18 protein-coding genes are annotated in these 25,360 nt (G+C 70.6%); 11 read left to right on the top strand and 7 right to left on the bottom strand.

Annotation, left to right across the window (positions count from 1 at the left end; genetic code table 11):
- Positions 1-3 precede the first annotated feature (3 nt).
- A complete protein-coding gene (locus tag AC07TY_RS07495) occupies positions 4-1,134 on the bottom strand; it encodes an ABC transporter permease (protein ID WP_494784889.1) in 1,131 nt (376 codons plus the stop codon).
- Between the two features lie 104 nt (positions 1,135-1,238).
- On the opposite strand from AC07TY_RS07495, the gene AC07TY_RS07500 reads away from it, so the two are divergent.
- Both AC07TY_RS07500 and AC07TY_RS07505 read left to right on the top strand, forming a co-directional pair.
- The gene (locus AC07TY_RS07500) at positions 1,239-1,685 is read left to right on the top strand and encodes a MarR family winged helix-turn-helix transcriptional regulator (protein WP_494784890.1); all 447 of its coding nucleotides are present in this window, start codon (positions 1,239-1,241) and stop codon (positions 1,683-1,685) included.
- 71 nt (positions 1,686-1,756) lie between these two features.
- Positions 1,757-2,497 carry a Pr6Pr family membrane protein gene (locus AC07TY_RS07505; RefSeq protein ID WP_494784891.1) on the top strand — a complete coding sequence of 247 codons (741 nt, stop codon included), beginning with the start codon at positions 1,757-1,759 and terminating at the stop codon, positions 2,495-2,497.
- Here AC07TY_RS07505 and AC07TY_RS07510 read toward each other — a convergent pair.
- On the bottom strand, positions 2,437-3,912 hold the full coding sequence (locus AC07TY_RS07510) for an NAD(P)/FAD-dependent oxidoreductase (RefSeq protein ID WP_494784892.1): 1,476 nt from the start codon (positions 3,910-3,912) through the stop codon (positions 2,437-2,439). The genes AC07TY_RS07505 and AC07TY_RS07510 overlap by 61 nt on opposite strands.
- A gap of 76 nt (positions 3,913-3,988) precedes the next feature.
- Here AC07TY_RS07510 and AC07TY_RS07515 point away from each other — a divergent pair, with 76 nt between their 5' ends.
- The 5 genes from AC07TY_RS07515 (at position 3,989) to AC07TY_RS07535 (ending at position 9,737) form a co-directional block, all read left to right on the top strand.
- Entirely contained in the window at positions 3,989-5,215 is a 1,227-nt protein-coding gene (locus tag AC07TY_RS07515; RefSeq protein ID WP_488624590.1) for an Nramp family divalent metal transporter, read from the top strand.
- A gap of 238 nt (positions 5,216-5,453) precedes the next feature.
- A complete protein-coding gene (locus AC07TY_RS07520; RefSeq protein ID WP_123505350.1) occupies positions 5,454-5,945 on the top strand; it encodes a CarD family transcriptional regulator in 492 nt (163 codons plus the stop codon).
- A gap of 301 nt (positions 5,946-6,246) precedes the next feature.
- Positions 6,247-7,752 (top strand): arabinosylfuranosidase ArfA, encoded by a 1,506-nt coding sequence (gene arfA, locus AC07TY_RS07525; RefSeq protein ID WP_494784893.1) that lies wholly within the window; start codon positions 6,247-6,249, stop codon positions 7,750-7,752.
- 7 nt (positions 7,753-7,759) lie between these two features.
- Entirely contained in the window at positions 7,760-8,773 is a 1,014-nt protein-coding gene (locus tag AC07TY_RS07530; protein ID WP_494784894.1) for a LacI family DNA-binding transcriptional regulator, read from the top strand.
- Between the two features lie 37 nt (positions 8,774-8,810).
- Positions 8,811-9,737, top strand: coding sequence for an aldose 1-epimerase family protein (locus AC07TY_RS07535; RefSeq protein ID WP_494784895.1), 927 nt, complete (start codon positions 8,811-8,813; stop codon positions 9,735-9,737).
- 327 nt (positions 9,738-10,064) lie between these two features.
- Here the strand turns inward: AC07TY_RS07535 and AC07TY_RS07540 are convergent, their stop codons facing one another.
- The 3 genes from AC07TY_RS07540 to AC07TY_RS07550 form a co-directional block, all read right to left on the bottom strand.
- Entirely contained in the window at positions 10,065-10,910 is an 846-nt protein-coding gene (locus AC07TY_RS07540) for a LamG domain-containing protein (protein WP_123505346.1), read from the bottom strand.
- Positions 10,907-11,878, bottom strand: a complete 972-nt coding sequence (locus AC07TY_RS07545) for a signal peptidase I (RefSeq protein ID WP_494784896.1) — start codon at positions 11,876-11,878, stop codon at positions 10,907-10,909. Before AC07TY_RS07545 ends, AC07TY_RS07540 begins: the two co-directional genes overlap by 4 nt.
- Positions 11,879-12,076: 198 nt before the next feature.
- On the bottom strand, positions 12,077-12,727 hold the full coding sequence (locus AC07TY_RS07550) for a hypothetical protein (RefSeq protein WP_123505344.1): 651 nt from the start codon (positions 12,725-12,727) through the stop codon (positions 12,077-12,079).
- Positions 12,728-12,953: 226 nt separating this feature from the next.
- On the opposite strand from AC07TY_RS07550, the gene AC07TY_RS07555 reads away from it, so the two are divergent.
- Positions 12,954-13,490 (top strand): MarR family winged helix-turn-helix transcriptional regulator, encoded by a 537-nt coding sequence (locus tag AC07TY_RS07555; protein ID WP_199738219.1) that lies wholly within the window; start codon positions 12,954-12,956, stop codon positions 13,488-13,490.
- Between the two features lie 109 nt (positions 13,491-13,599).
- On the opposite strand, the gene AC07TY_RS07560 is transcribed toward AC07TY_RS07555, so the two are convergent.
- A complete protein-coding gene (locus AC07TY_RS07560) occupies positions 13,600-16,035 on the bottom strand; it encodes a right-handed parallel beta-helix repeat-containing protein (protein WP_494784897.1) in 2,436 nt (811 codons plus the stop codon).
- A gap of 212 nt (positions 16,036-16,247) precedes the next feature.
- On the opposite strand from AC07TY_RS07560, the gene AC07TY_RS07565 reads away from it, so the two are divergent.
- Complete coding sequence (locus tag AC07TY_RS07565) at positions 16,248-17,579, top strand: hypothetical protein (RefSeq protein WP_494784898.1); 1,332 nt, start codon at positions 16,248-16,250, stop codon at positions 17,577-17,579.
- Here AC07TY_RS07565 and AC07TY_RS07570 read toward each other — a convergent pair.
- Positions 17,566-19,149 carry a glycosyltransferase family 39 protein gene (locus AC07TY_RS07570; protein WP_494784899.1) on the bottom strand — a complete coding sequence of 528 codons (1,584 nt, stop codon included), beginning with the start codon at positions 19,147-19,149 and terminating at the stop codon, positions 17,566-17,568. The genes AC07TY_RS07565 and AC07TY_RS07570 overlap by 14 nt on opposite strands.
- Positions 19,150-19,222: 73 nt before the next feature.
- On the opposite strand from AC07TY_RS07570, the gene AC07TY_RS07575 reads away from it, so the two are divergent.
- Both AC07TY_RS07575 and AC07TY_RS07580 read left to right on the top strand, forming a co-directional pair.
- Positions 19,223-19,888, top strand: a complete 666-nt coding sequence (locus AC07TY_RS07575; RefSeq protein WP_494784900.1) for a hypothetical protein — start codon at positions 19,223-19,225, stop codon at positions 19,886-19,888.
- Between the two features lie 238 nt (positions 19,889-20,126).
- Entirely contained in the window at positions 20,127-25,346 is a 5,220-nt protein-coding gene (locus tag AC07TY_RS07580) for a PKD domain-containing protein (protein WP_494784901.1), read from the top strand.
- Positions 25,347-25,360 lie beyond the last annotated feature (14 nt).

A 25,360-nucleotide genomic window follows, 5' to 3' on the forward strand; every position in this document is an offset into this window, starting at 1 on the left:
GGGTCAGGCGGCGACGACCTGCTCCTCTTCGCGCACGGCGACCCGCTCGTCGGCCAGGCGGGTGCGGCGCCGGCTCGCCAGGTGCGTGACCAGCGTCAGCGCGAGGCCCACAGCGGCCCAGATGCCGAGGCGCAGGACGTCCCAGCCGAACGACTGTCCTGAGAAGTACTGAAGGGTCTGGACGGCGTCGAGCCAGGCGGCGCCGTTCCAGAAGCCGTGGAGGGCGGCGAAGAAGCCGGGCATGAGCTGCACCGCGAAGATGCCGCCCGACGACGTGAAGTTGAACATGACGAAAAGCATGGTGAGCGCGGCCGTCGTCCAGTGGCGGAGCACCGGGTGCAGGCCGACGCCGATCAGGACGATCGCCGCCGAATAGAGCCAGCCGAGCAGCCAGGTGGCCCAGACGAAGTGGCCGAGGACGCCGAAGATAGGGCCTGCGACGGTGACCGCGATGCCTGAGATGACGGCCGACATGACGCCGGCCGTGACGAGCGACCACCGGATGCCCAGGCGCGAGGCGAAGGCGGCGACGGCCGCGGCGGTGGCGTACGAGCCGACGCTGAGCCCCACGAGCAGGAAGAACAGCCCCTGGCCCGTGGAGTCGTGCTGGGCGGCGGGGACCACGTCGTCGACCGTGAACGGGAGCTTCTGCTCGTAGGCGATGGGCAGGAACACCTTCTGCGTCACCTCGGCGGTGGTCTCGGAGGCGGCGGACGAGATGAGGAGAGTCGCGGAGTCGGCCTTCGCCTCGTAGGCGGCCGTGATGGTGCGGTCGGTGATCAGGCGTCGGGCCTCCTGATCGGACGCCACGGTCCGCACGGCGAGCTGGCCGTCCGCGCCGTCGCTGAGCGTCTGCGCGAAGACCTTGGTCTCGGCGCTGGTGCCGACGACGGCGACGGGGAGGTCGTGCGGGGTGGGCTGGTGGAACGCGCCCAGGTACGCGAGCGTCATGCCCGCGCCGAGGAAGAGCGGTACCAGGATCGCCACGCCGAACGCCTTGAAGACGGCCACGGGCGTGCCGAAGAACAGGCGGGGCCCGGGGCGGGCCGGCCTCGGCGCCTCCGGGAGGCGGTGGGAGTGGGGGTGGCCCGGGCGGAGGGCGACCTCCCGGAGGGCGTGGGTCGGTGTGGACACGGGGTCCTTTCTGCAGCGGAGGGGTGCGCCGTCGAGCGGCGAAGTCATAATGTTGCATAGTGCAACACAGGTGTACAGTACACCCGATCGTTAAACTCGTGGGCGTGAGTACCCGACGCGAGGATCGAATGCAGGCCGTCTACACGCAGCTGCAGACCATCTCGCGCCGTGCCTCCGCTCGCAGCCGCCGCACCGCCGAGCCGCTCACTCTCGTGCAGCACACGCTTCTCAACTTCATCGACGGGACTCCCGAGTGCCGCGCGATCGACATCGCCGGCGCCATGCGGCTGAACCGCTCGACCGTCTCACGCCAGGTCGGCGACCTCCAGGCGATCGGCCTGATCGAGGTGGGTGCCGTGACCGCGGAGCAGACGTCGCGCGGGCAGGTCCTGACGCTGTCGAAGCGGGGCCGCGAACTGCTCGACCGATCGATCCGCGCCAACCACGACGAGCTCGAGCGGCGCTTGTCCGAATGGAGCGACGACGAGATCGACGACCTCGCGGCGGGCCTCGAGCGGTTCAACGCCGACGAGGAGCGCTCGCCGTCCTGAACGCCGCTCTGCGGCAATCTCGGTACTCTCGTTCGGATGCGAAGCGCGGTCGAGCAGAGGCGGGTGGTGCGGTGACAACCTCCCTCGACTTCCGGATCTCCGGGCTCCTCCGCCTGGTCGCGGCCGCCGTCGCCGTCGCTGCTCTGATCGCCAACTTCCAGTACGTCCTCGGGTTCTCTACGTTCGCGACCCTCAACTACTTCAGCTACTTCACGCAGCAGAGCGCCATGGCGAACGTCGCGGTGCTCGCCGTCTCCGGAGTCCTGACCTTCCGCGGCCGCCTGGATCCGCGCTGGTTCGCCGTCGTCCACGCGATCGTCACGACCTACGTGATCGTCTCGGGGATCGTGTTCGGCGTGATCGTCACGCAGTCGGCGGCCCACCACTACTCGCTGGCGTTCCCGACGTCGAGCCAGGTGCTGCACTTCTGGCTCTCAGGCTACGTGCTGCTCGACTGGGTGCTGGCGCCCGGCCGCACGCCGGTGCGCTGGCGCACCCTCTGGCTGGTGCTGCCGTTCCCGCTCGTCTGGGGCTTCTTCACGCTGGAGCGCGGCCGAGACGTCCGCTGGTACCCCTACTTCTTCCTCGACCCGGCGCAGGTCAGCCCCGAGCAGTTCCGGCTCTACAACGCGATCGTGCTCGTGATCTTCCTGGCGGTCGCGTCGGCGCTCATCGGCCTGAGCCACGCGCGCCCGTGGCACCTGACGAGACACCGCAGACCGGGCGCAGGAACTCCCCGGCCCGCCGCACCTCAGGGCGCGGGGGTCGCCGACGGCGTCGGGGACGCCGTCGCGGGCACGACGTCGAGGTAGGCCGCGACGTCCGACAGCGCCTGTGCGACGGCGTCGCCGTCCGACAGCTTCTCGGCGGCGATCGCGTCGTCGCCCCCGATGAGCGCCACCAGGATCGGGAATCCGGTCGACGGCTCCAGGTTCAGCCAGAGGCGGTAGGTCGCCGAGTCGTCGAGGATCGCCCAGACGGTGGCATCGGTCGACCACAGGCGCTGGTCGAAGCGCAGCCAGAGGACGTCCTGGACGCCGACGCCCAGGCGGTCCATGGCATCGAGCTTGGCCACCGGCAGCTCGGGCTCGAAGACGATCTTCTTCTGCTTCAGGACGCCCAGGGGGATCGTGGAGATGACGCGATCGGCCGACAGCGACTCGCCCGTGACGAGACGGAGTCCGACCCCCTGGTTGCCGTAGTCGATCTGGGTGACGTTGCTGCCTCGGAGCACGTCGAGGTCTTCGAGGAGGGTGGCGACGTAGGCCGCGAAACCCTTCGTCACGAGCTGGGAGTCGCCCGGAGCCGACGCCTCGGCGAGCACGCGCGCCGACAGCGCGTCGGGGTCCAGGCCGAACCGGGCCGGCAGCACCTCGTCGAGCAGGAAGGCCAGACGGTCGGCGTTCGAGACGCCGCTGCCGTCGGCCGTCGCCGAGAGCTTCGACCCGGCGCGCGAGCCAGTGACGGCGGCGTCCACGGAGTACTCGGCGCTGCGGGTGTCGGCCCAGCGCGATGCCTGGGCGAGCGCCGCCTCGACGGCGGACGTCGCGGGGAAGGGCGTGGCCTTCGCGCCGGACCGGGCCGCCGGCGAGGCGCTGAACGGAACCGTGGTGACGCCGCCCGCGGTCAGGACCGCCTCGAGTTCCTGCGCCCCCTGACCCGAGAGGGTCGCGACGCCGAGCTGGGCGTCGATGGGCCACTGGTCGGACTCGTAGGAGGCGATGCGGCCGCCCACGCGGTGGCGCGCCTCGACGACGACGACGTCGAAGCCGCGGTCGGCCAGGTCGCGAGCGGCCGTGGCGCCGGCCATGCCCGCGCCGATGACGGCGATGCGCTCGCCTGCGGACGCGATGCCGGCGACCTGGCGGGCGGCGTCGAGTCCTGATTCGCGGGCGCCGGCGAGCGTGCCCGGGTAGGTCGCGGCGACGGCCTCCCCGGCGAAGAAGAGCTTGTCGTCGAGGGGGGAGGCGATGCGCTGCCGGTCGGTGTCGGTCGACGCGTCGGTCAGGACGCTTCCTGAGCCGAAGGCGTAGGGGTCGGTGCCCCAGGAGCTCCGGCGGAAGGCGCTCGGCTTCACTCCGGGCGCGCCCGTCGCCGTGGGCGTCGCGGTCGGGGCCGGAGTGCGCGTCGAGGACGGCGCCGGCGTCGGATCGGAGCACGCCGCGAGCACCAGGACCCCCGCCCCCGTCACGGAGGCGGAGAGGAAGACCCGGCGGCTGATCGACATGATGCGGCCATTGTCTCAGGAACACCTCGCGCGTCGGTGGCCTGCCCTACTCTGTGAAGTCCACCCCGGAGGCCGAATGACCATCGAAGCGACACGAGTTCCGGCGCAGCAGCGCGTCGTCGCTCTGCTCGGGCCCGCCCTGGTCGCGGGCGTCGCCTACCTCGACCCTGGCAACGTCGCCAGCAACATGACCGCGGGCGCGCTCTTCGGCTATCTGCTGGTGTGGGTCGTCATCGCGGGCAACGCCACCGCCTGGCTAATCCAGTACCTGTCGGCGAAGCTCGGCATCGCCACCGGCGCCTCGCTGCCCGAGATCCTGGGACGCCGGCTTCCCGGCGCGTGGCTGCGTCGGGCGTACTGGCTGCAGGCCGAGGTCGTCGCCATGGCGACCGACGTGGCCGAGGTGATCGGCGGCGCCATCGCGCTGGGGCTCCTGTTCGACATCCCGCTCCTGATCGGCGGGCTCCTCACCGGAATCGTCTCGCTCTGCCTGCTCCTGCTGCAGAGCCGCGGCCGGGCCCAGGTCTTCGAGCGGGTCGTCACTTCGATGGTGGTGCTGATCGCCGTGGGCTTCTGCGCCGGCCTGGTCGTCGCCCCGCCGCAGTGGGCGAGCGTCGCCGGCGGCCTCGTGCCGAGGTTCGAGGGATCGCAGTCGGTCCTGCTCGCCGTGTCGATCCTCGGCGCGACGATCATGCCCCACGCGATCTACGCGCACTCCGCTCTCGCCCGCGACCGGTTCGACGGGACGCTCGTCACGAAGCCGCGCCTGCTGCGTGCGACGAAGATCGACGTGACGATCGCGCTCGTCGTCGCCGGCACGGTCAACGTCGCGATCCTGCTCGTGGCCGCCGGAACCCTGCGCGGGGTGGCCGGCACCGACACGCTCGAGGGCGCGTACCAGGCGCTCCTGGCCAACCTCGGACCGGTCGTCGCGACGCTCTTCGCCATCGGGCTGCTCGCCTCCGGGCTGGCATCGACGTCGGTGGGCGCCTTCGCGGGCTCGGAGATCATGCACGGGCTCCTGCACGTGCGGGTGCCGATCCTCTACCGCCGAGTCGTCACTCTCCTGCCCGCGCTGGCCCTCCTGGCGTTCGGCGTCGACCCGACCTGGGCGCTCGTCATCAGCCAGGTCGTGCTCTCGTTCGGAATCCCGTTCGCAATCGTGCCGCTGGTGATCTTCACGGCGTCGAAGGCGATCATGGGCGACCTCGCGAACCGGTGGTGGACGTCGGCAATGGCCGCTGTGGCCGCGGTCGCGCTCATCGGCCTGAACGTCGTGCTGCTGGTGCTCGTCCTGGGCTGACGGGCGAGGCCGGGCGAGCCCGATGCGGCAGGTGGCTGGCGCGTTCGGGTGCGGCTGCCGAGAGGCGTTTCGCCGTCGGCGCACGGGTGGCCAGAACCGCGGCATCATACAACCCCTGAATCGGGTAGAATAGTAAGACTGCCGAGATGATGCCCGGCATTGGTCCGCACTCTCGACGAGAAGTGCCATCGGCCTAAAGCCGCTTCACGATACGTAAAGAGAACAGAGGCACGACTAGATGATTTTCGAAGTAGGGGAGACCGTCGTGTACCCCCACCACGGCGCCGCCACGATCACCGCGGTGAAGACCCGCACCATCAAGGGCGCTGAGAAGAAATACATCACCCTGAACGTCCACGCCAGCGATCTGATGATCGAGCTCCCGGTCGACAACGTCGATCTGGTCGGCGTCCGCGACGTCATCGACGCCAAGGGCGTCGAGGCGGTGTTCGACGTGCTTCGCAGCGACCACGTCGAAGAGCCCGGCAACTGGTCGCGCCGCTTCAAGGCCAACACCGAGAAGATGGGCAGCGGCAGCGTCTACAGCGTCAGCGAGGTCGTTCGCGACCTATGGCGCCGCGACCAGGACAGCGGCGTCTCGGCCGGCGAGAAGCGCATGCTCCTCAAGGCCCGTCAGGTGCTCATCTCCGAGCTGGCGCTCGCGCAGAAGTCCACCGACGAGGAGGCGTCCGCGCTCCTCGACGAGGTGCTCGCGACCGTCACGGTCTGACACCCCCGCACGATCCGCACGAAGGCAGGCCCCGTGGGGCCTGCCTTCGTCGTTTCGGCGGGGTGTCGTGTCGTTCCTACCCGTCGAATCGGCACGGCCCCTCCGGCGCGACGGCGGGGGTGTGCCGCTTCGGCGGGGCTGAGCGCGCGGCGGCGGCGGGCGGGCCGGCGGGGCCGGCGGGGCTGAGCGCGCGGCGGCGGCCGGCGGGACGGCGGGGCCGAGTTCCTGCGCTCCCTTGACTCGGTAGTACATCGTTGTAGAAGATAGCCGTTACAACGATGTAACCCCTAGGAGAGATCACATGCCGCACGCCCGCCTCGCCCTCGACCCGTCTTTCGTGGTCGCGCCTGTCTCGCGCAACACCTTCGGCACCTTCGTCGAGCACCTCGGCCGCTGCGTCTACGGCGGCATCCACGACCCGGGCCACCCGACGGCCGACGCCGACGGCTTCCGCGGCGACGTCATCGACTTCGTTCGCGAGCTCGGCATCTCGACCGTGCGCTACCCCGGCGGCAACTTCGTCTCGGGCTACCGCTGGGAAGACGGAATCGGCCCCGTCGCTGACCGCCCGGTGCGCAAGGACCTCGCCTGGCACTCCACCGAGCCGAACCTCGTCGGCGTCGACGAGTTCATGCGCTGGGCCAAGAAGGCCGGCGTCGAGCCGATGATGGCCGTCAACCTCGGGACGCGCGGCGTTCAGGACGCCGTCGACCTTCTCGACTACACGAACGGCGCCGGCGGCTCGTTCCACTCCGACCTCCGCAGGAAGAACGGCTCGGCCGACCCCTACGACGTCAAGTTCTGGTGCCTCGGCAACGAGATGGACGGCCCGTGGCAGATCGGCCACAAGACGGCGAAGGAGTACGGCCGCCTCGCCTCCGAGACGGCGCGCGCGATGCGCCTCGTCGACCCCGACCTCACGCTGGTGGCCTGCGGCAGCTCCGGCGCCGAGATGCCGACCTTCGGCACCTGGGAGCGCGAGGTGCTCGAGGAGACGTACGACGAGGTCGACCTGATCTCGATGCACGCCTACTACTGGGAGAAGGACGGCGACCTCGGCAGCTTCCTCGCCTCGGGCGTCGGCATGGACCACTTCATCGACGACGTCGTCGCCAGCGTCGACCACACCCGCGCCGCCATGAAGCGGAAGAAGCGCATCAACATCTCGTTCGACGAGTGGAACGTCTGGTACCTCGACGGCGAGGCGAGCAAGAACCCGACCGACTGGCCGGTCGCGCCCGTGCTGTTGGAAGACCAGTACAGCGTCGCGGACGCCGTCGTCGTCGGCGGGCTCCTGATCTCGCTGCTCAGGCACTCCGACCGCGTCGTGAGCGCCAGCCTCGCTCAGCTCGTCAACGTCATCGCCCCGATCATGACCGAGACCGGCGGCCGCAGCTGGAAGCAGACGACCTTCCACCCGTTCGCCCAGGCATCGGCCCACGCGCGCGGCGACGTCCTGCGCGTCGAGCTGCAGTCGCCCGAGGTCGAGACCGCCAAGTTCGGCGAGGTCCCGTCGCTCGACGCGGTCGCGACGCACGACCCCGAGTCGGGAGACGTGGCGGTCTTCGCCATCAACCGCTCGCTCACCGAGTCGCTGACCGTCGCCGTCGACACCCGTGCGTTTGGCTCGGTCCGCCTCGTCGAGGCGACGACGCTGCACAACCCCGACCCGTACCTCACGGTCACCGTCGACACGGCCGACAGTGTCGCCCCGGTCGCGAACGGCGACACGAGCTGGGACGGCAGCGTCCTGAGCGTCGTGCTCCCGCCCCTGAGCTGGAACGTGGTGCGCCTGGCGAAGGCCTAGCAGACCCGTGCCCGCCACCATGCGCGACGTCGCCGTCCGGGCCGGTGTCTCGGTCAAGACGGTGTCGAACTTCTTCACCGGCTATCCGTACATGCGTCCTGAGACGCGTGCGCGGATCGAGTCCGCCGTGGCCGAGCTCGGCTACCGCGTCAACCTGTCGGCGCGGCGGCTCCGCACTCGCCGAACGGGGATGATCTCGCTCATCGTGCCCGAGCTCGACCAGGCCTACTTCGCCGAGCTGGCGCAGGAGGTGATCGACGCGGCCGCCGTGCACGACCTGACGGTGCTCGTCGAGACGACCGGCGGCGACCGCGTGCGGGAGCTCGCGGCGCTGACCGGCGACCAGCGTCAGCTGGTCGACGGCGCGATCGTCGACCCCCTCGCGCTCGGGCCGGACGACCTTCCTGAGCCCGGTGCCGGGCTGCCGCTCGTGGTGATCGGCGAGCGGCAGTTCGAGGGGCTGGCCGACCATGTCCTGATCGCCGACCACGAGGTCGCCCGGGCTGCCACCGAGCACCTGATCTCGATCGGGCGGCGCCGGATCCTGGTGCTGGGTGCCAGCGGCATCGCGACGCACACCGCGACACTGCGGCGCGAGGGCGTCGAGGCCGCCCTCGCCGCCGCGGGGCTGCCGGCCGATCAGGAGCTCCTGCGCGAGGTGCCGGCGTGGAGTCGTGACGCCGGCGCGGCTGCGACGGCTGCCGCGCTCGACTCCGGGCTCGCCTTCGACGCCGTGCTCGGGTTCAACGACGCACTCGCGCTGGGGGCGCTGTACGCGGTCCTGCGACGGGGGCTGCCAGTTCCTGCGCGCGTGGCGGTCATGGGGATCGACGACACCGCCGATGCCCGTTTCGCGCACCCCGACCTGACCACCATGTCGCCCGGCCGCGCCCAGATCGCGCGCACCGCCGTCGACCTGCTCGTGGCCCGCATCGCCGACCCGGCGCCGGAATCAGGATTCGTGTCGGTCGTCGCCGACCACGAGCTGATCGTCCGGGCCTCGACGGCACCGATAGCCTGATCTCCGCACCCACTCCGATCCAGAACGGCACCATTCGATGACGAACCCCACCCCCCTTTCCGGAGCCCAGGTCGTGCTGACCCACGGCGCGTACTCCGCCACGATCGCCAGCGTCGGAGCCACCCTCCGCGAGCTGACCGTCGACGGCCGCCATCTCGTCGTGCCGTTCGACGCCGACGAGGTGCGGCCCGCGTACCGCGGCGCGATCCTGGCGCCCTGGCCGAACCGCGTCGTCGACGGCGTCTACGCGTTCGACGGCGTCTCGTACCAGCTGCCGCTCACCGAGCCGAAGCGCGGGCACGCCCTGCACGGGCTCCTCGTCTGGACCCGCTTCGAGATCATCGAGGCCACCGATCGCGAGGCCGTCTTCGAGGCCGAGGTCGTGCCGAGCGACGGCTACCCGTTCCCGCTGCGGGTTCAGGTCGCCTACGCGCTCGGCGACGACGGCCTCTCGACGACCGTCACGGCTGTCAACGCAGGAACGTCGGCCGCCCCGTACGGCACCGCGCCGCACCCGTACCTGATCGCCGGCCCGGGACACGTCGACGACTGGACGCTCGAGCTCCCGGCGGCGACCGTGCTCGAGGTGACGCCCGACCGGCTGATCCCGACTGAGACGCGCGGCGTGGCCGATCACCCCGAGTTCGATTTCCGCAAGGCCCGGGCGATCGACGACGTCTTCATCGACCACGCCTTCACCGACCTTGCGCGCGACGCGACCGGCACGGCGGCCGTGCGGGTGCGCGCAGCCGACGGAACCGGCGTCGAGATGGCGTGGGGAACCGAGCTGCCCTGGGTTCAGGTGCACACGGCCGATCGTGATGACGCTCCTGAGATCTCGCGCATCGGCCTCGCTGTCGAGCCGATGACCTGCCCGCCGGACGCATTCACGTCGGGCACCGACCTCGTGCGGCTGGAGCCGGGCGCGACGCACACCGCGTCGTGGCGGATCGCGGCGCTCTAGGGGCTGGCCCGGGCGCGCCCAGAACGCCTGAGTCGCGGCGCGGCCGCCGGCGCGAGCGCGCCGAGAGTGCGCTCGCTGTCTCTGGTGGGCGGCTGGGCGACAACGAGTGCACTCTCGACGGCGAGAACGCGCGGGCGCCGTGGGGGAGTGGGCGCCGTCGGGTGCGTATGGCCGCCGGTCCCGGGCGGGCCGCTCGCGGCGGGTGGTCGCGCGCGCGTCAGGAGTTCTGGCCACGCGGGCGCAGGAACGCGGGGCGGCTGGCCCGGGCGCGCCCAGAACGCCTGAGTTGCGGCGCGGCCGCCGGCGCCGACCCCGCGCACTCCCGCGCTAGCGGCCCGCGTTCCAATGCTGCGCGACCTGCGCCGGCGTGAGGACGGCCGTGTAGACGCTGGCGAAGCGGAGGCTCCCGGTGAAGAAGCCGTTCGCCGCGGCGTTCGGCCAGCCGGAGAGCGAGTCGTAGCCGATGCGCCAGTAGCCGGTGAAGTTCTGGGCGACCGTGTAGGTCGAGTTGGAGGCGACGAGCGTCCCGTCGAGGTAGAGGCTCATGCCGGCGGCGGTGGAGAAGGTTCCGACGGCCTGGTGCCAGGCGCCGTCGTTTACGGCCGCGGTCGACGTGATCGTCTTCGTGGCCCCGTTGTAGGTGCCGAAGACGAGCTTGCCGGTCGTGTCGACGTAGAGGTGGCGGTCGTACGAGCCCGAGGCGCCGGTCTGAGACGAGCCGAAGCCGATCAGCTTGCCGCCGGCCGTCGTCGTCTTGAACCAGATCTCCTCGCTGAAGGTCTGCGGGTTCGCGAACGACGTCGCCGTCGAGACGTAGCTGGTCGACCCGTTCAGGACGTACGCGCCGCCGGTGTCGCGCGAGCAGGCCTGCGGCGTGGACGTCGAGGTGGTCATGCTGCCGCGGTAGGTGCCGGGGTAGGCGCCGGAGTCGGTGTCGGTCGCCGTCGTGGCGTTCGACGCCTCGTTCAGCGGGAGGACGAAGAGGGCGGGAGCGCTGTCGTTGGCGAGGGCTCCGGCGCAGGTGAAGAAGGGGGCGGTCGCCGCGGTGTCGGTGCTGTTCTTGACGGAGGCGATGAAGCCGGCGCTCGAGCCGGGCACGAGGGCGGCGCTGAGGGCGAGCGTGGCCGCAGCGAGGGCGCCGACGATCGCGGCGACGCGGAAGGGGGTGGTCACGCGACGTCTCCTGAGCGGTCGGCGGAAGAGGCCAGGGCAGCAGCAGCCGCAGCCGCCTCCCCGTCTTCGACCCGCTCCGACGGCAGCCCCACGACGAACGTGAACAGCATCGGGATCGCGCAGATGACTCCGAACAGGATCCACTCGGGCAGGGTCAGGTGCAGCTGGCTCGACACGCTGTAGTGGGCGAGGTCGGTGATGTGGCGGACGGTGAGGGTCCCGACCTCTCCGGCGTGGAGGTCCACGCTGGTGCCGCCCTTGGCGGTGGCGGTGATCGGCAGGATCCCGGTCGACACGATCTGGGCGCTCACGCCGCCGGTCTTCGTGGCGGCGGTGGTCAGGACGACCAGGCCGACGAACGGCTTGAGCACGTAGACGGTCAGCGAGGCGAGCATCGAGAAGCCCAGGATGCGGAACGACATGCGACGAGCGGGGTTCGCGATCAGGCGGGTCGCGATCAGGACGAAGGCGGCTCCGACCAGGAGGATCGGCAGGGCGCGGACGAGCCAGCCGGCCATCGGGAGGATCGTGGTGGTCTTGCCGACGAGGTCGGCCTGGTGCAGGCGCCACGGGTCGGTCGCGCCGTTGATGTCGCCGCGGGTCGAGATCCCGTCGGCGTCGATGGCCACGATGCGGTGCGTGAAGACCTCGCCGGTCTCGGTCGGCGGGTGGAACGTCAGGACGTCGCCCGTGTGCAGATCGGCGACCTCGACGGGGGTGGTGAGGACGAGGGTCCCGACGGGGGCGGCCGTGCCCATCGACGGCGTCTGGACGATGAACCAGCGCCCGCCCTGAGCGTGGAACATCAGGGCGAGGACGACCAGGACGGTCGCCGCCGCGGCCCCGAGCCAGATCAGGACGGTCTGGCTCTTCTGGCGGCCGTTCTGCCGCGGACGCGGACGGGCCCCGGTCGGGAGGTCAGCGTCGACGGTGCGAGAGGCGGTGAGGCTCTCTGTCACGTTCGTCATGGTCTGACTTTCCGGCCGGGGCCTGGGTGCCCTGCAAAGGGGCGTGGGAGCCCGGGGAGGGCTGCTGGGATGGCGGGGTGCGGTGCTGCTGGGATGGCGGGGTGATGCGTGCCCGGTCGATCCGGGCTGGAGGCGCGAGCCGACCGAGTGGGCGGCCGGCTCGCGCCGGGGAGGTTGGCCAGCTCGAGGCTGTGCCTACTAGCTCGAGTAGGTCCAGGTGAGGGGAAGCGAGGCGGCCAGGCCCTGGTAGGTGTTGCCCGCGGTGGAGGGCAGGGTGACGGCGAAGCTGAAGCCGGTGGTGGCGCCGGCGGCCTGCGTCGGGAGGGCGATGGCGCCGCCGGCGGCGAGAGCCGTCAGGGTGCCCGAGAAGACGGTGGCGCTGGTGGTCGTGTTCGTGACGACGACGGTCAGCTTGGAGCAGAGGTCGGTGGCGGTGCCGTTGAGCGAGCCGTTGTTCGACTGGGTGCAGGAGGAGCCCGGGGTCAGCGTGAAGGTGTTTGCGGTGACGGTGCCGGTGTTCTTGATGGTGATGGGGGTGGTGACCGTCTGACCGGGGATCATCGTGGTCGAGCCGCCGAACTTGTTGATGGTCGCGCAGGTCGCCGTGTTGGTCGAGACCGTGCCGCCGTCGGTGGAGGAGCAGGTGACCGTGGCACCGGAGTTCTGCTCCTGCATGGTCAGCGCGCCGGTGGCGGTGGTGTTGGTCGAGTTCTGGATGCTGGCCACGAAGCCCGACAGCGTGCCGGACATGGAGACGGAGAGGAGGACCGCTCCGAGGACGCCCGTCGCGATGGCGAGAGGAGCAAATCGGAGACGCTTGGCCTTCGCGGCGTGCAGGTTGCTGGACATTTCGGAACCCCTTGGGTGGTCTGGTAGTGGGCGGCAGCGAGCCGCTTGGTGAGTGGTCTTTGCGAGCTGGTTGATTACTCGATTGTGAAGCTACTCAATGATGTGGTTACTCATTCATCGACACAAACCCCCACTAGTGGGGCAAATCCGGCACCCGTCCGACTGCGAATATAAAGATGCGCACTTTTCACCAGAAGTGAGCTACCCCTCTATCCAGGAGACCCTCGTGACCCGAGATCCCGCAGCGCTCGCGCTGAGCGCAGCCGACGCCGACGACTTCGAGCCGACCCTGTCGGCCGACACCCCGGTCGTCCGCGAGATCGCCCACGCCATGGCCGAGACCGACGCCGCGCACCGGCGCCTCCGTGCCGTCTTCGCCGCGAGCGTCGGGCTCAGCCCCCTCGAGTTCAACGCCCTCATGCACGTCGGCGAGAGAGGCGACACGACGCCGAAGCTCCTGGCCGCCCACCTCGACATCACGACCGGCGCCATCACCGCTCTGACCGACCGCCTCGTGGGTGCGGGCCTCGTGGGGCGCACCCCGAACCCGAACGACCGCCGCAGCCTCCTGCTCTCGCTCACCGAGACCGGGGCGCGCGCGAGAGACACGATGTACACGCAGTACCACGAGGCCATCGCCCGTGCTCTGCAGGGCGGCACCGGGCTCGAGGCCGGCGACATCACCGCGCTGCTCGACCGGACCGCCGAGGCGATCACCGCCACGGCCGACGCGATCGAGGCCGTGCCCGTCCTTCCGCACTGAGCGCGACCCGGCACGACGACGGCGCCGCCCGGACCTCGGTCCGGGTGGCGCCGTCGTCTGCAGAGGGGCGCAGGAACTCGGGGTGGCCGGTTCCGGCAGGCAGCGCGACCTAGTCGACCGCCCCGATCCAGCGCGTGCCGGTGGGGACGCCGACAGCCGCGGCGATGTCGGCCGGCATGGGGGAGGCCGTGCCGGTGGATGCCGCGATCTGCGTCGTCATGACCGAGAGGGCCTGGATGTCCGAGGTCTGCAGGTTCTTCCACCTGCTGTCGACCGCGGAGGCGAGGGCGTCAGGGCTGTCGTAGGAGGTGAAGGACTGGTCGGTCGAGGAGTAGCCCCAGGCGACCAGGACGGACTGCGCCCTCGAGGTGCGCCGGTTGAACAGGTTGCCCGTGATGGTGATCTTCTTCGCGGGGGCGTTGAGAGCGTAGATCTGGAAGCCCGTGCCCGCACCGAAGGCGTTGTTCTCGACGTCGATGTCCTTCGTCACCCAGGGGACGGTGGGGTCGGGCACCGGCCGCTGCTTGTCGTGGCCCGGCACCGACAGGTCGGACGCGAGTCGGGAGTCCTGGTGGATCTTGATGCCGAACACCGTCGAGGCTCCGATGGAGTTGTTCCAGACGCGGACGTCGCCGGTGTTGAGGATGTAGACGGGGGCCTTGCCGCCCGTGAGCACGTTGTCAGCGACGATGGCCTTCTGCGACAGCTCCAGCTCGACGTTGGCCGTCGTGTTGCCGGTCGCGGTGTTGCCGGCGACGACGATGTCGTAGCACGACTCGTCGAACCAGATTCCCGTCGTCCAGTTGTCGTTGACCTGGTTGTTCGTGACGGTCACGCCGCGCGACCGCGTGATCTTGAAGCCGCCGGCGACGGGGGCCGCCTTGAAGTGCGACGAGTTGTTGTCGTCGACGACGGAGTTGGTGAGGGCGAAGCCGTAGCCGGCGTTGACGCCGATCCCGAGCAGGCCGGAGCGGACGACTGTGAGGTGGTCGAGGGTGCCGCCCGCGGCGGAGTTGTTGAGGCCGATCCAGGCGCTGTCCTCGACGACGAGGTTGCGCGCCGTCACGTTGGCGCCCGCGAGGCGGACAGCCCCGATGGAGACCTGCTGGCTCGCGTAGCGCCGGACGCCGAAGCCGCGCACGGTGGAGTTCGGAGAGAGCACGGCGAGGGCCTGGCTGAGGTTCGACACCCGGACCTCCTGACCGGACGGGTCGGAGCCGATGGTGACGGTACCCGCAGAGGAGTCGACTGCGAAGGTGCCGGCGGTGACCTGCGAGGCCTTGGCGACCTGGGTCAGCTGCGCCCCGTTGACGAAGACCTGGTCGAAGCGCGCGGCCAGAGGCGCGGCGGAGTCGACGTAGCCGGGGTTGTCGGCGATGCCGTCGATGACGCTGGAGGGGAAGAAGCTCCACGGGGTCGTCCACGTCGATCCGGACTTCGTCCACGCCGTGACGCGCTTGGAGCCGTCGAACCAGACGGCCTCGTGAGGGTAGGCCTGGATGGTGATCGACTTGGACGCCGGCACGGAGACGGACTCGTTGTAGGTGCCGCCGCGGATCACGACCGTGTCGCCCGAGGTGGCCTTCGACACGGCGGCCGCGACAGTGCGCAGCGGGGAGGCCAGGGTGCCGGAGCCCGAGTCGCTGCCCGAGGTCGAGACGATCACCGCGCCAGAGGCGGGGACGGCGTAGTCGGCTGTCCCGACGGCGGCCGAGCCGCGCGTGGGGCGCGCGGCCGACTCGACGGGCGTGGTGGTGGCCGGCGACTCGTCGGCGTCCGTGGGCACGCTGGGGTTGCTGACGACGGTGAAGTTGTCGAGGGTCGACGAGATGGCCTTGGCGTTGAAGCCGGACGAGTACAGCCACCAGCCGGCGGTGCCGGCCTTCGTGATGCGCTTGGACGAGGTGTCCGTCGTGTCGAGCTGCCAGTCCGGCACGGCATCGCCGTCGAGGGACGCCCGCCCGAGGATGCGCACCTCGGTCGTGCCGGTGATCTGGAACTGCAGTCGCACCTCGGAGCCCTTGGCCACCTTGAAGGGAAGAGCGACCGTGTCGAGGTTGGTCTCGCCGGATGTCGTGAGGCGGGACACTGCGAGGACGGCCGAGCCCGACGACATCACGTTGAGGCGTCCGCGGTAGCGCGAGCCGTCCGACTGGCGGCGCAGCTCGAAGGCGTTGTACGTGCGGGCCGCCGTCGACGGCATGCCGATCAGCCCGACGGCGTTGACGTCGCGGAGGGAGAGCTTCTTCAGCGTCGCGGATGCCGCGGCGCCGCGGGCGAGCGACGAGAGCACGCCCCGACCCTTGGAGACGGAGAACTTCGTCGAGCCCGACTTCGAGAGCGACCAGGCGCCACCGAGGCTGGCGGTGCCCCAGCTCGACGAGAGCGTGCGGCCGCCGAAGCCGTCGTTGGCCACCACGGCGCCTTTGGCGGCGGCCGCCTGGGGGACGAGCAGGGCGAGCGCGAGTCCGACGACGAGGCCGGCGGCTGGGAACACCTTCGAGCGGCGGCTCGGGACGTCTTTCCGGTGGGCGCTTGTCGGCACGGGTGTCTCTCGATCTGTTCGATACGGGGGCTGTTCAGCGGTTCATCTCGATGCGATCGGGCCCTCCGGCCCGCGAGAACTGGGCGTGAACCCGATGAGTCATCAAGTATTCAGGGTTCGCCACGGGCGGGGTAGACCCCGACAGGGTGTGGGCGCTCTGGGGGACAGAATGGGGGATTGCCGAGTGGTCATCAGGCCGTATGGTGGACGCCATGACCCTGACGACCCGAATCGCCAGCCAGTCGCCGACCCGCCTGATCCGCCAGGCCGCTGCCGAGCGCTCGCGCCATCGCGCCGTGCTCGCTGTCGCAGCCGCGTCGATCGTGGTCCTCGGCTGGCGCATCACCCTGCCCCAGGGCGTCGAGGTCGGCTGGATCGTGGCCGCCCTGCTCTCGCCCGTCTGGGTGCGCGCAGTGGGCCGCTACCGGTTCGGCTGGCTGCTCGTCGGCCTCTCGCTCGCGACGGCCGTCGCGGGTGTCTGGCTGCGGTTCGCCAACGCCGCTACCCACGGGACGAACGGCCTCGTCTTCACGACGCAGACCGGCATCATGATCGGCGCCGGACTCTCGATCGGGCTGCTGCTGTGGGCGCGGACGCTGTTCTCGCCGTCGCTGGTCGCGATCCTGTTCGGAATCGGCCTTCTGATCGGCACCGACGTGCAGAACTCGGCGTTCCAGGGCAACCCGTGGAAGTTCGGCTTCTACTACCCCGTCGCCCTGATCGCGCTCGGCCTGGCCCACCTGACCCGACGCTGGTGGGTCGAGCTCCTCGTTCTCGTGGCGCTCATGCTGATGTGCGCGACGCACGACTTCCGCTCGTCGTTCGCCCTGCTGCTGCTCGCCGCGGTGCTCCTGATCGCGCAGCGCCCCGTGCTGCGGGTGCTCCACCGAGGGTCGACCCTTCTCGTGCTCCTCGGCATCGCGGTGGCGACCGTCGTCGTGACATTCGTCGGCCAGGCGGCGATCCTCGGCGGTCTGCTCGGGGCCGAGACGCAGGCCCGGTCGATCGCCCAGATCGAGACCTCGGGCAACCTCATCGTCGGATCGCGGCCGGAGCTGCAGGCGACGCTGGCCCTGATGCAGAACAGCCTGTGGGGCTTCGGCGCGGGGTCGGCCCCGACCGGCGCCGACATCGAGATCGCCAAGACCGGCATGCGCTCGATCGGGTACGACCCCGATAACGGCTACGTCAACGTCTACATGCTCGGCAACCACTTCGAGGTGCACTCGATCTTCGGCGACGTCTGGATCCAGTCGGGCCTCGTCGGCCTCGCCCTCATCGCGGCCCTGCTGGTGGTCCTGCTCTGGCCGACCAGCCGCCGCATCGCCCAGGGCACCGCGCCCGCCGCGACTCTGCTGATGGTCGTGACGACGTTGTGGTTCGTGCCGTTCGGGCCGTGGTTCTCGTCGTCGCCGATCGTCGTGATCGCCGTGGCGCTGCTCCTCGAGGTCAAGCGCCGGGGCGGCGACGCCGACCGACCCCGCGAGAGCTCCGCGGAGCTGCCGCGGTGGAAGCGCGTCGCGCCGGGCCTCAGCCCCGACTGAACTCGAGCACGTCGGTCCGCGAGCCGTCCCAGACGGCCGTGCGGGTGAAGCCGGCGGTCCGCAGCACGGCATCGTCGGCGGCGCTCGCGGCGGCGCCGTAGTCGGCCGGTCGGAGCACCCAGACGCGGTCGACGCGGCTGAGCCGCTCGGACGCCCGCGCACCCTCGATCTGCCAGGACGTGCCGCGGAGGGTGTGATCCTGCGCCCCGGTCGTTCTGAGGGTCAGGTCGACGAGGCCGTCGAAGTCAGCCGGGTACACCGTGTCGACGTAGCGCTCCGAGCGCTTCACGACGGCCTGCCGGTTCGCCTCGAGGGGCGAGAAGTAGATGCCGTCGCCCTGGGCGGCACGATCGCCGACGATCGCCGCGGCCGCCGACCAGTCGGTGCCGCTCTTGCCCGTGACCTGCCGCTGCGACACGTAGACGGGTGCCGCCAGCACGATGACGGCCACGAGGGCGGCGAAGCGGAGCACGCGCGAGCCACGGCCGAGGCGCGGGCCGAGCTGCTCCAGCCCGAGCCCGACGAGCAGCGCGACGGCGGGGGCCGCGAAGGTGAAGTAGCGCGCGTTGTACAGCGGCGAGACGGCGACCGAGTAGGCGATGGCGACGACCGTGGGCACGATCGCGATCGGCACCACGACGATGACCGGGCGCAGGATCGCCGACCTCGTGGCACCCGAGGCCCGCGCGCCGCTCCTCCCGTCGCGCACGCACGCCCACGCCGCCAGGGCCCAGCAGAGGGCGGCGAGCACGACGGCCGCGACCGCCCACGCGGAGCGTCCCGAGTCGGAGCCGCCGTTGCCGGTCGGGGTGTCGCCGAGGAAGAACTGGTTGACGACCGCCTGCCGCAGCATGGTCGACAGGCCGATGGCGTTGTCGCCGAGCTGCGCCGACTGCCGCATCGACTCGAGGACGACCGGGGATGCGGCGAGGGCACTTGTCGCGGCGGCGATCAGCCAGGCGCCGCGGGTGCGCCAGGAGGTGTCGCGCAGCAGGAGCAGCGAGACGGCGTGCGCCACGACGAGCAGCGCGAGGTAGATGTTGAGGGCCACGCCGAGGGCGACGAGGACGCCGTAGACCACCCACCGCCACCGGCCCGACTCGAGGGCGCGGACGAGCACGACCGTCGCCCAGACGGCGATCGCGGCGCTGGGGCCGAATGAGCGCGCCTCCACGCCCATCCAGGTGATGCGTGGAAGCACGATCGCCACCGCGGCGGCCCAGACGGCCGCCTCCGGGCGCTGGAGGGCACGGGCCAGGGCCCACACGCCGACCACGGCTATCCCCGCCGCCACCGCGCTGGGCAGCCGGAGGGCGACCGGCGAGAATCCCGCGATCGAGGTCCAGGCGTGCAGGAAGACGTAGTAGAGGGCGTGCACGGCGTCCTGCCCCTGGATCAGCTGCCACAGACCGCCCAGGCTGCGGTCGGCCGCCGACACGCTCGCGGCCTCGTCGGTCCACAGCGAGACGTTCCAGGAGCCGATGAAGGAGACGACCGCGCCCGCGACGAACAGGGCTGCCGGGACGACGGCGCGACGGGAGGAACGCGCATGCAAGGATGAGGGGGCCACGGTGCGGTCATGCTAACAGCAGGCGAGGGTCCCGAATCCCGACCCGGACGACCGCACCCCCGAAGGAGCAGCCATGGCCGACACCCCTCCCGCATCGCCGTCCCGGCGCACCGCCGTCATCGTCACGATCGTCGTCGTGGTGGTCGTCGCCGTCATCGCGGTTCTCGTCGTGCGGGCCGTGGGCCGCTCCGGCGACGACACGGCGACGCCCTCCGCGACGACGACGATCAACCCGACGCCCACGCCGACCGCGCCCGGCTACACCCCGGCGCCGACCGACTCGCCGAGCCCGTCGGCCAGCATCCCCGTGTCGACGCCCTCGGCGAGCGCGAGCCCGGGTGCCGAGGCCGAGGCCGTTCCGCTCACCACCACCGCGCAGCCCGTCTCCGGAGTCAAGGTCAGCGTCGGCGCGATCACCGCGGTCACGGGCAAGGGCAGCGGCATCGGCGAGATCGACGGTCCGGCGATCCGGTTCACCGTGACGTTCGTGAACGACACGAGCAAGGGCATCCCGCTGTCGTCGGTCGTGACGAGCGTCACGCACGGCAGCGACGACGCCCCCGCCAACGAGCTGGTGAGCGTTCGCAAGGACTTCCCGTCGGCTCTGGCGGCCGGCAAGACCGCTAGGGCGACCTACACGTTCACGCTGGCGAAGGCCGATCGGAGCGACGTGCGGATCCTCGTCGACTACTACGTCGGCGTTCCGATCACGGTGTTCGCGGGCTCGGCTCCGCAGTAGATCGGGTCCGCCAAAGGGGGGACCCCCCCTTTAAGGGGGGTATGGCACCCGAGCGGGGGTCAGCTAGTGTTCTGAGAACGGTGAGAACCCGAAAATCCTCACCTTCTGCCAAGTCAACGATGCAGTCGCGCCTGGCGCAGCACCACCGCACGTACCCGAAGCTCGTGCGAACTTCACGTGAACCCGTCGGTCCCCAGCCGCCGGGCGAGCGGCTTACCCGAATCAGTGAGGCACCCCCATGGGGATTTCCCTGCCCTCGCGTCTGCGTGCCCCCAGCATCGCAGCCGCCGCAGCCATCGTCCTGAGCAGTGTCATCGTCGCCTCCCCGGCGCTGGCCGACTCGAACCCGACGGACCCGACCAACCCGTCGACGCCCACCACGGTGACCGCGGACGCGCTGGCCGCACCGCAGATCAACGGCGTGGTGTGGTCGCAGAAGATCGTCGGCAACACGGTCTACGCGGGCGGCGACTTCTCGACGGCGCAGCCTGCCGGCGCGGCCTCGGGCGTGAGTACTGTGACGCGCACGGACCTCCTCGCGTACGACATCACGACGGGTGCCCTCAACACCGGCTTCGCGCCGTCCATCAACGGCGCGGTGAAGGCCGTCGCGGCATCGCCCGACGGCAGCATCATCTACATCGGCGGCACGTTCACGACCGTCAACGGCGTCAGCCGCAGCCGCCTCGCCGCGCTGAACGCGACCACGGGCGCGCTCATCACGACGTTCAACCCGGCCCCCAACTACACCGTCGCGGCCATCGTGCCCACGGCCAGCACCGTCTACTTCGGCGGTTCGTTCGCCAGCGTCGGCAAGTCGACCCGTGGCAAGCTCGCCGCGGCATCGGCCGCCACCGGGGCTGTCACCGCGTGGGCGCCCGTCGCCGACGGCGGCCAGGTCACCTCGATGGCGATGTCGCCCGACGGCACCAAGATCATCGTCGGCGGCGGCTTCACGACCGTCAACGGCTCGAGCAACCCGGGCTACGGACTCGCCGCCCTCGACACCTCCGGCGCGCTGCTCCCGTGGAACGGCAACAACCTGATTCGCAACGGCGGCACGCAGGCGTCGATCACCAGCCTCACCGCCTCGGCGAGCGGCCTCTACGGCTCCGGCTACGTCTTCGGCGCCGGCGGCAACCTCGAGGGATCCTTCCGCGCCGACTGGGCCACCGGCAACCTCGTCTGGGTCGAGGACTGCCACGGCGACACCTACTCCACCGCCGTCACCGACACGGCCGAGTACATCGCCGGCCACCCGCACTACTGCGGCAACATCGGCGGCTTCCCGCAGACCTCGCCCACGTGGACCTTCCACCGCGGCCTCGCGTTCAGCATCGCCGCGACCGGCACTGCGACGGCCGACCCGTACGGCTACTACAACTACGCCGGCAACCCCACCCCGAGCCTGCTCAACTGGTTCCCCGACTTCAACACCGGCACCTTCACCGGCCAGAGCCAGGGCCCGTGGAGCGTCGCGGCGAACAACAACTACGTCGTCTACGGCGGCGAGTTCACCACTGTCAACGGCGTCCGCCAGCAGGGCCTGGTCCGCTTCGCGGTCAAGGCGCTCTCCACGAACAAGCGCGGACCTCAGCTGAGCGGCGCGAACTACACCCCCAAGGTCGTCTCGCTCGCCTCGGGCACCGCGCGCGTCAGCTTCGCCGCCAACTACGACCAGGACTCCGGCACCCTGAAGTACGAGGTCTACCGCAACAACAACCAGACCACGCCGGTCTACAAGGTGACGGCCGACTCCAGCTTCTACAAGCAGCCGTCGCTCGGGTTCGTCGACACCGGCCTGACGCCGGGACAGACCTACTCGTACCGGGTGCGCGCGACCGACCCCGAGGGCAACACCGTGATCGGCGACACGGTCTCGGTGGTGGCCAGCAGCTCGGCGCCGTCCTCCTACGCCCAGACCGTGGCGTCGCAGGGCGCCTCGTCGCTCTGGCGCCTCGACGAGGCCAGCGGCACCACCGTCTACGACAACGTCGGCTACACCGACATGGTCGCCGGCTCGGGTGTGACCCGCGGCGCGACCGGAGCGACGACGATCGACGGCGACTCCGCGTCCACCTTCGACGGCACCGCGAACGGCCTCGCCGCGACGCAGTCGGCCGTCGCCGGCCCGCAGACCTTCTCGGTCGAGGCCTGGGTGAAGACGACCTCCACCACCGGCGGCAAGATCGTCGGCTTCGGCAACTCCTCCACCGGCACGTCGACCTCCTACGACCGTCACCTGTACCTCGACCCGAGCGGCACCGTGAACTTCGGCGTCTACAACGGCAACACGCAGGTGCTCACCAGCCCGACGGCCGTGAACGACGGCCAGTGGCACCAGGTCATCGGCACGCTGTCGTCGTCCGGGATGCAGCTCTTCGTCGACGGCAAGCGCGTCGGCAGCCGGACCGACACCACCAGCGCCCAGGACTACAGCGGCTTCTGGCGCATCGGAGGCGACTCGTCCTGGAACGGCGACAACTTCCTGAAGGGCTCGATCGACGACGTCTCGGTCTACCCGACGGCGCTGACCACGTCGCAGGTGAACAACCAGTACGTCGCGGCCGGCTACCCGTCGCAGCTCAACTCCGCGCCGACCGACACCTACGGCGCCCGCGTCTTCAGCGACTCGCCCGTGCTCTACTACCGCCTCGGCGACTCGAGCGGCACGACCGCGAAAGACAGCTCGCTCGCCGGCTCGAACGGCACCTACACCGGCGGCGTCACGAAGGGCGCGACCGGCGCCCTGGCCGGCAACTCCGACACGGCCGCGACCTTCGACGGCTCGTCCGGTCAGGTCAACTCGACCCAGTCGTTCAACGATCCCGAGGTCTACTCCGAGGAGGCCTGGTTCAAGACGACCACGACCACCGGCGGCAAGATCGTCGGCTTCGGCTCGTCGCAGACCGGTCAGTCGGGCTCGTACGACCGCCACGTGTACATGCAGGACAACGGACAGCTCGTCTACGGCACCTACACCGGCACGACCAACACGATCACCACGGCGGGCTCCTACAACGACGGAACCTGGCACCAGGTCGTCGCGACGCAGTCGTCGGCGGGCCTCAAGCTCTACGTCGACGGCGTGCTCCAGGGCACCAACGGCGCCACTCAGGCGCAGCCGTACACCGGCTACTGGAAGATCGGCGGCGACACCACCTGGGGCTCCTCCAGCGCCTACTTCCAGGGCTCGATCGACGAGGTCGCGATCTACGACACCGCTCTGAGCGCGTCCACCGTCAGCGCCCACTACGCGCTCGGCACGGCCGGTGCGGTGAACGTCGCCCCGACGGCGTCGTTCATCTCCAGCGTGTCGAACCTGACCGCCTCGTTCGACGCCTCGGCCTCCAGCGACTCCGACGGAACCGTCGCGAGCTACGCCTGGGACTACGGCGACGGATCGAGCGGCACCGGCAAGACGCCCAGCCACACCTACGCCACGGCCGGCACCAAGACGGTCACCCTCACGGTGACCGACGACAAGGGCGCCACCGCGACCTCGACCGCCCAGGTCGTCGTCACGGCACCGCGCGTCAACGTCGCCCCGACGGCCTCGTTCACCACCGCGGTGACCGACCTCTCGGCAGCGTTCGACGCCTCGGCCTCGAGCGACTCCGACGGCACCGTCGCGAGCTACGCCTGGGACTTCGGGGACGCAGGATCGTCCACCGCCGTCAAGCCGACCCACGCCTACACCTCGGCCGGCACCTACAAGGTCACGCTCACGGTCACCGACAACGACGGCGCCACCTCGTCGTCGACCGCTCAGGTGACGGTCACGGCTCCGCGTGTCAACCAGGCTCCGACGGCCGCGTTCACCGCGACCACGACGAACCTCGGCGTCTCGGTCGACGCCTCGGCCTCGACCGACTCGGACGGCACCGTGGCCCAGTACGCCTGGGACTTCGGAGACGGCTCGACCGCGAGCGGCCCGACGGCGTCGCACTCGTACGTCTCGGCCGGCACCTACACGGTCACGCTGACGGCGACCGACAACGAGGGCGCCACCGGCACCCTCACGAAGTCGGTCACGGTCGCCCCGTCGGCCAACGTGCCGCCTACCGCGTCGTTCACGACCTCGGCGAACGCCCTGGTCCTCTCGGCCGATGCCTCGGCGTCGGCTGACACGGACGGCACGATCGCCTCGTACGCATGGACGTTCGGCGACGGAGGCACGGCCACCGGCAAGACGCCGAGCCACACCTACGCGGCAGCCGGCACCTACGCGGTCAAGCTCACCGTCACCGACAACCAGGGCGCCACCGGCACCTCGACCTCCTCGGTCGTCGTGACGAAGGCTCCGAACGTCGCCCCGACCGCGTCGTTCACGCAGTCGACGACGGGCCTGAAGCTGACGGCGGACGGCTCCGGGTCGTCCGACCCGGACGGCACGGTCGCCTCGTACTCGTGGACGTTCGGCGACGGCGGCACGGCGTCGACGGCCAACCCGACCCACGCCTACGCCTCGGCCGGCACGTACTCGGTCGCGCTGACGGTGACGGACAACGACGGCGGCACGGCGACGAGCACCCAGCAGGTCACGGTGACGGCTCCGGCCAACCAGGCTCCGACGGCGTCCTTCACCACCTCGACGTCCGGCCTCACCCTGACGGCCGACGGCTCGGGATCGTCCGACCCCGACGGCACCATCGCCTCGTACGCGTGGACGTTCGGAGACGGCGGCACCGCGACGACGGCGAAGCCCACCCACGCCTACGCCACCGGCGGCACCTACACGGTGACGCTCAAGGTGACCGACGACAAGGGCGCGACCAACACGTCCACGGCGACAGTCGCCGTCACCGCTCCGGCGAACCTGCCCTTCTACCTCGACTCGTTCAACCGGACGGTCTCGGGTGGATTCGGCACGGCGGACACCGGCGGGGCGTGGACCGCGGTCGGCTCGGCCAGCGCCCTCTCGGTCGCACCGGGCGCCGGCGCGATCACCCTCTCGAAGGCGGGCGCCCAGGCCGGTGCGCAGCTGATGACCAGCCCTCAGGCGAACACCGACCTGCAGGCCCGGTTCCAGCTCGACAAGGCGGCCACCGGCGGCGGCACGTTCATCTACGTCTCGGGTCGACGCGTCGACGCGAACAACGAGTACCGTGCCACGCTCAAGCTGACGCCGACCAACACGGCCACGCTGACGCTGACGGCGATCTCGGGAGGCGTCGGGACGAACCTCGGCAGCACCGTGACCGTCCCCGGCACCTTCGCGGCCGGCGCCAACGTCACCTTCCGGATGCAGGTCACCGGCACCAGCCCGACGACCATCAAGCTGAAGGCCTGGCTGACGGGGACCCCGGAGCCCAGCGCGTGGCAGTTCACGCAGACGGACTCGAGCTCGGGAATCCAGGCGGCCGGCGGGATCGCGGTCCAGGGCTACGTCTCCGGCAGCGCGACGAACGCCCCGCAGAAGCTCTCGGTGTCGCAGCTCAGCGCCTTCAAGCCCTGAGGTCCGAGCCCTGA

This window comes from Frondihabitans sp. GW821-FHT04F02 (assembly GCF_059420045.1).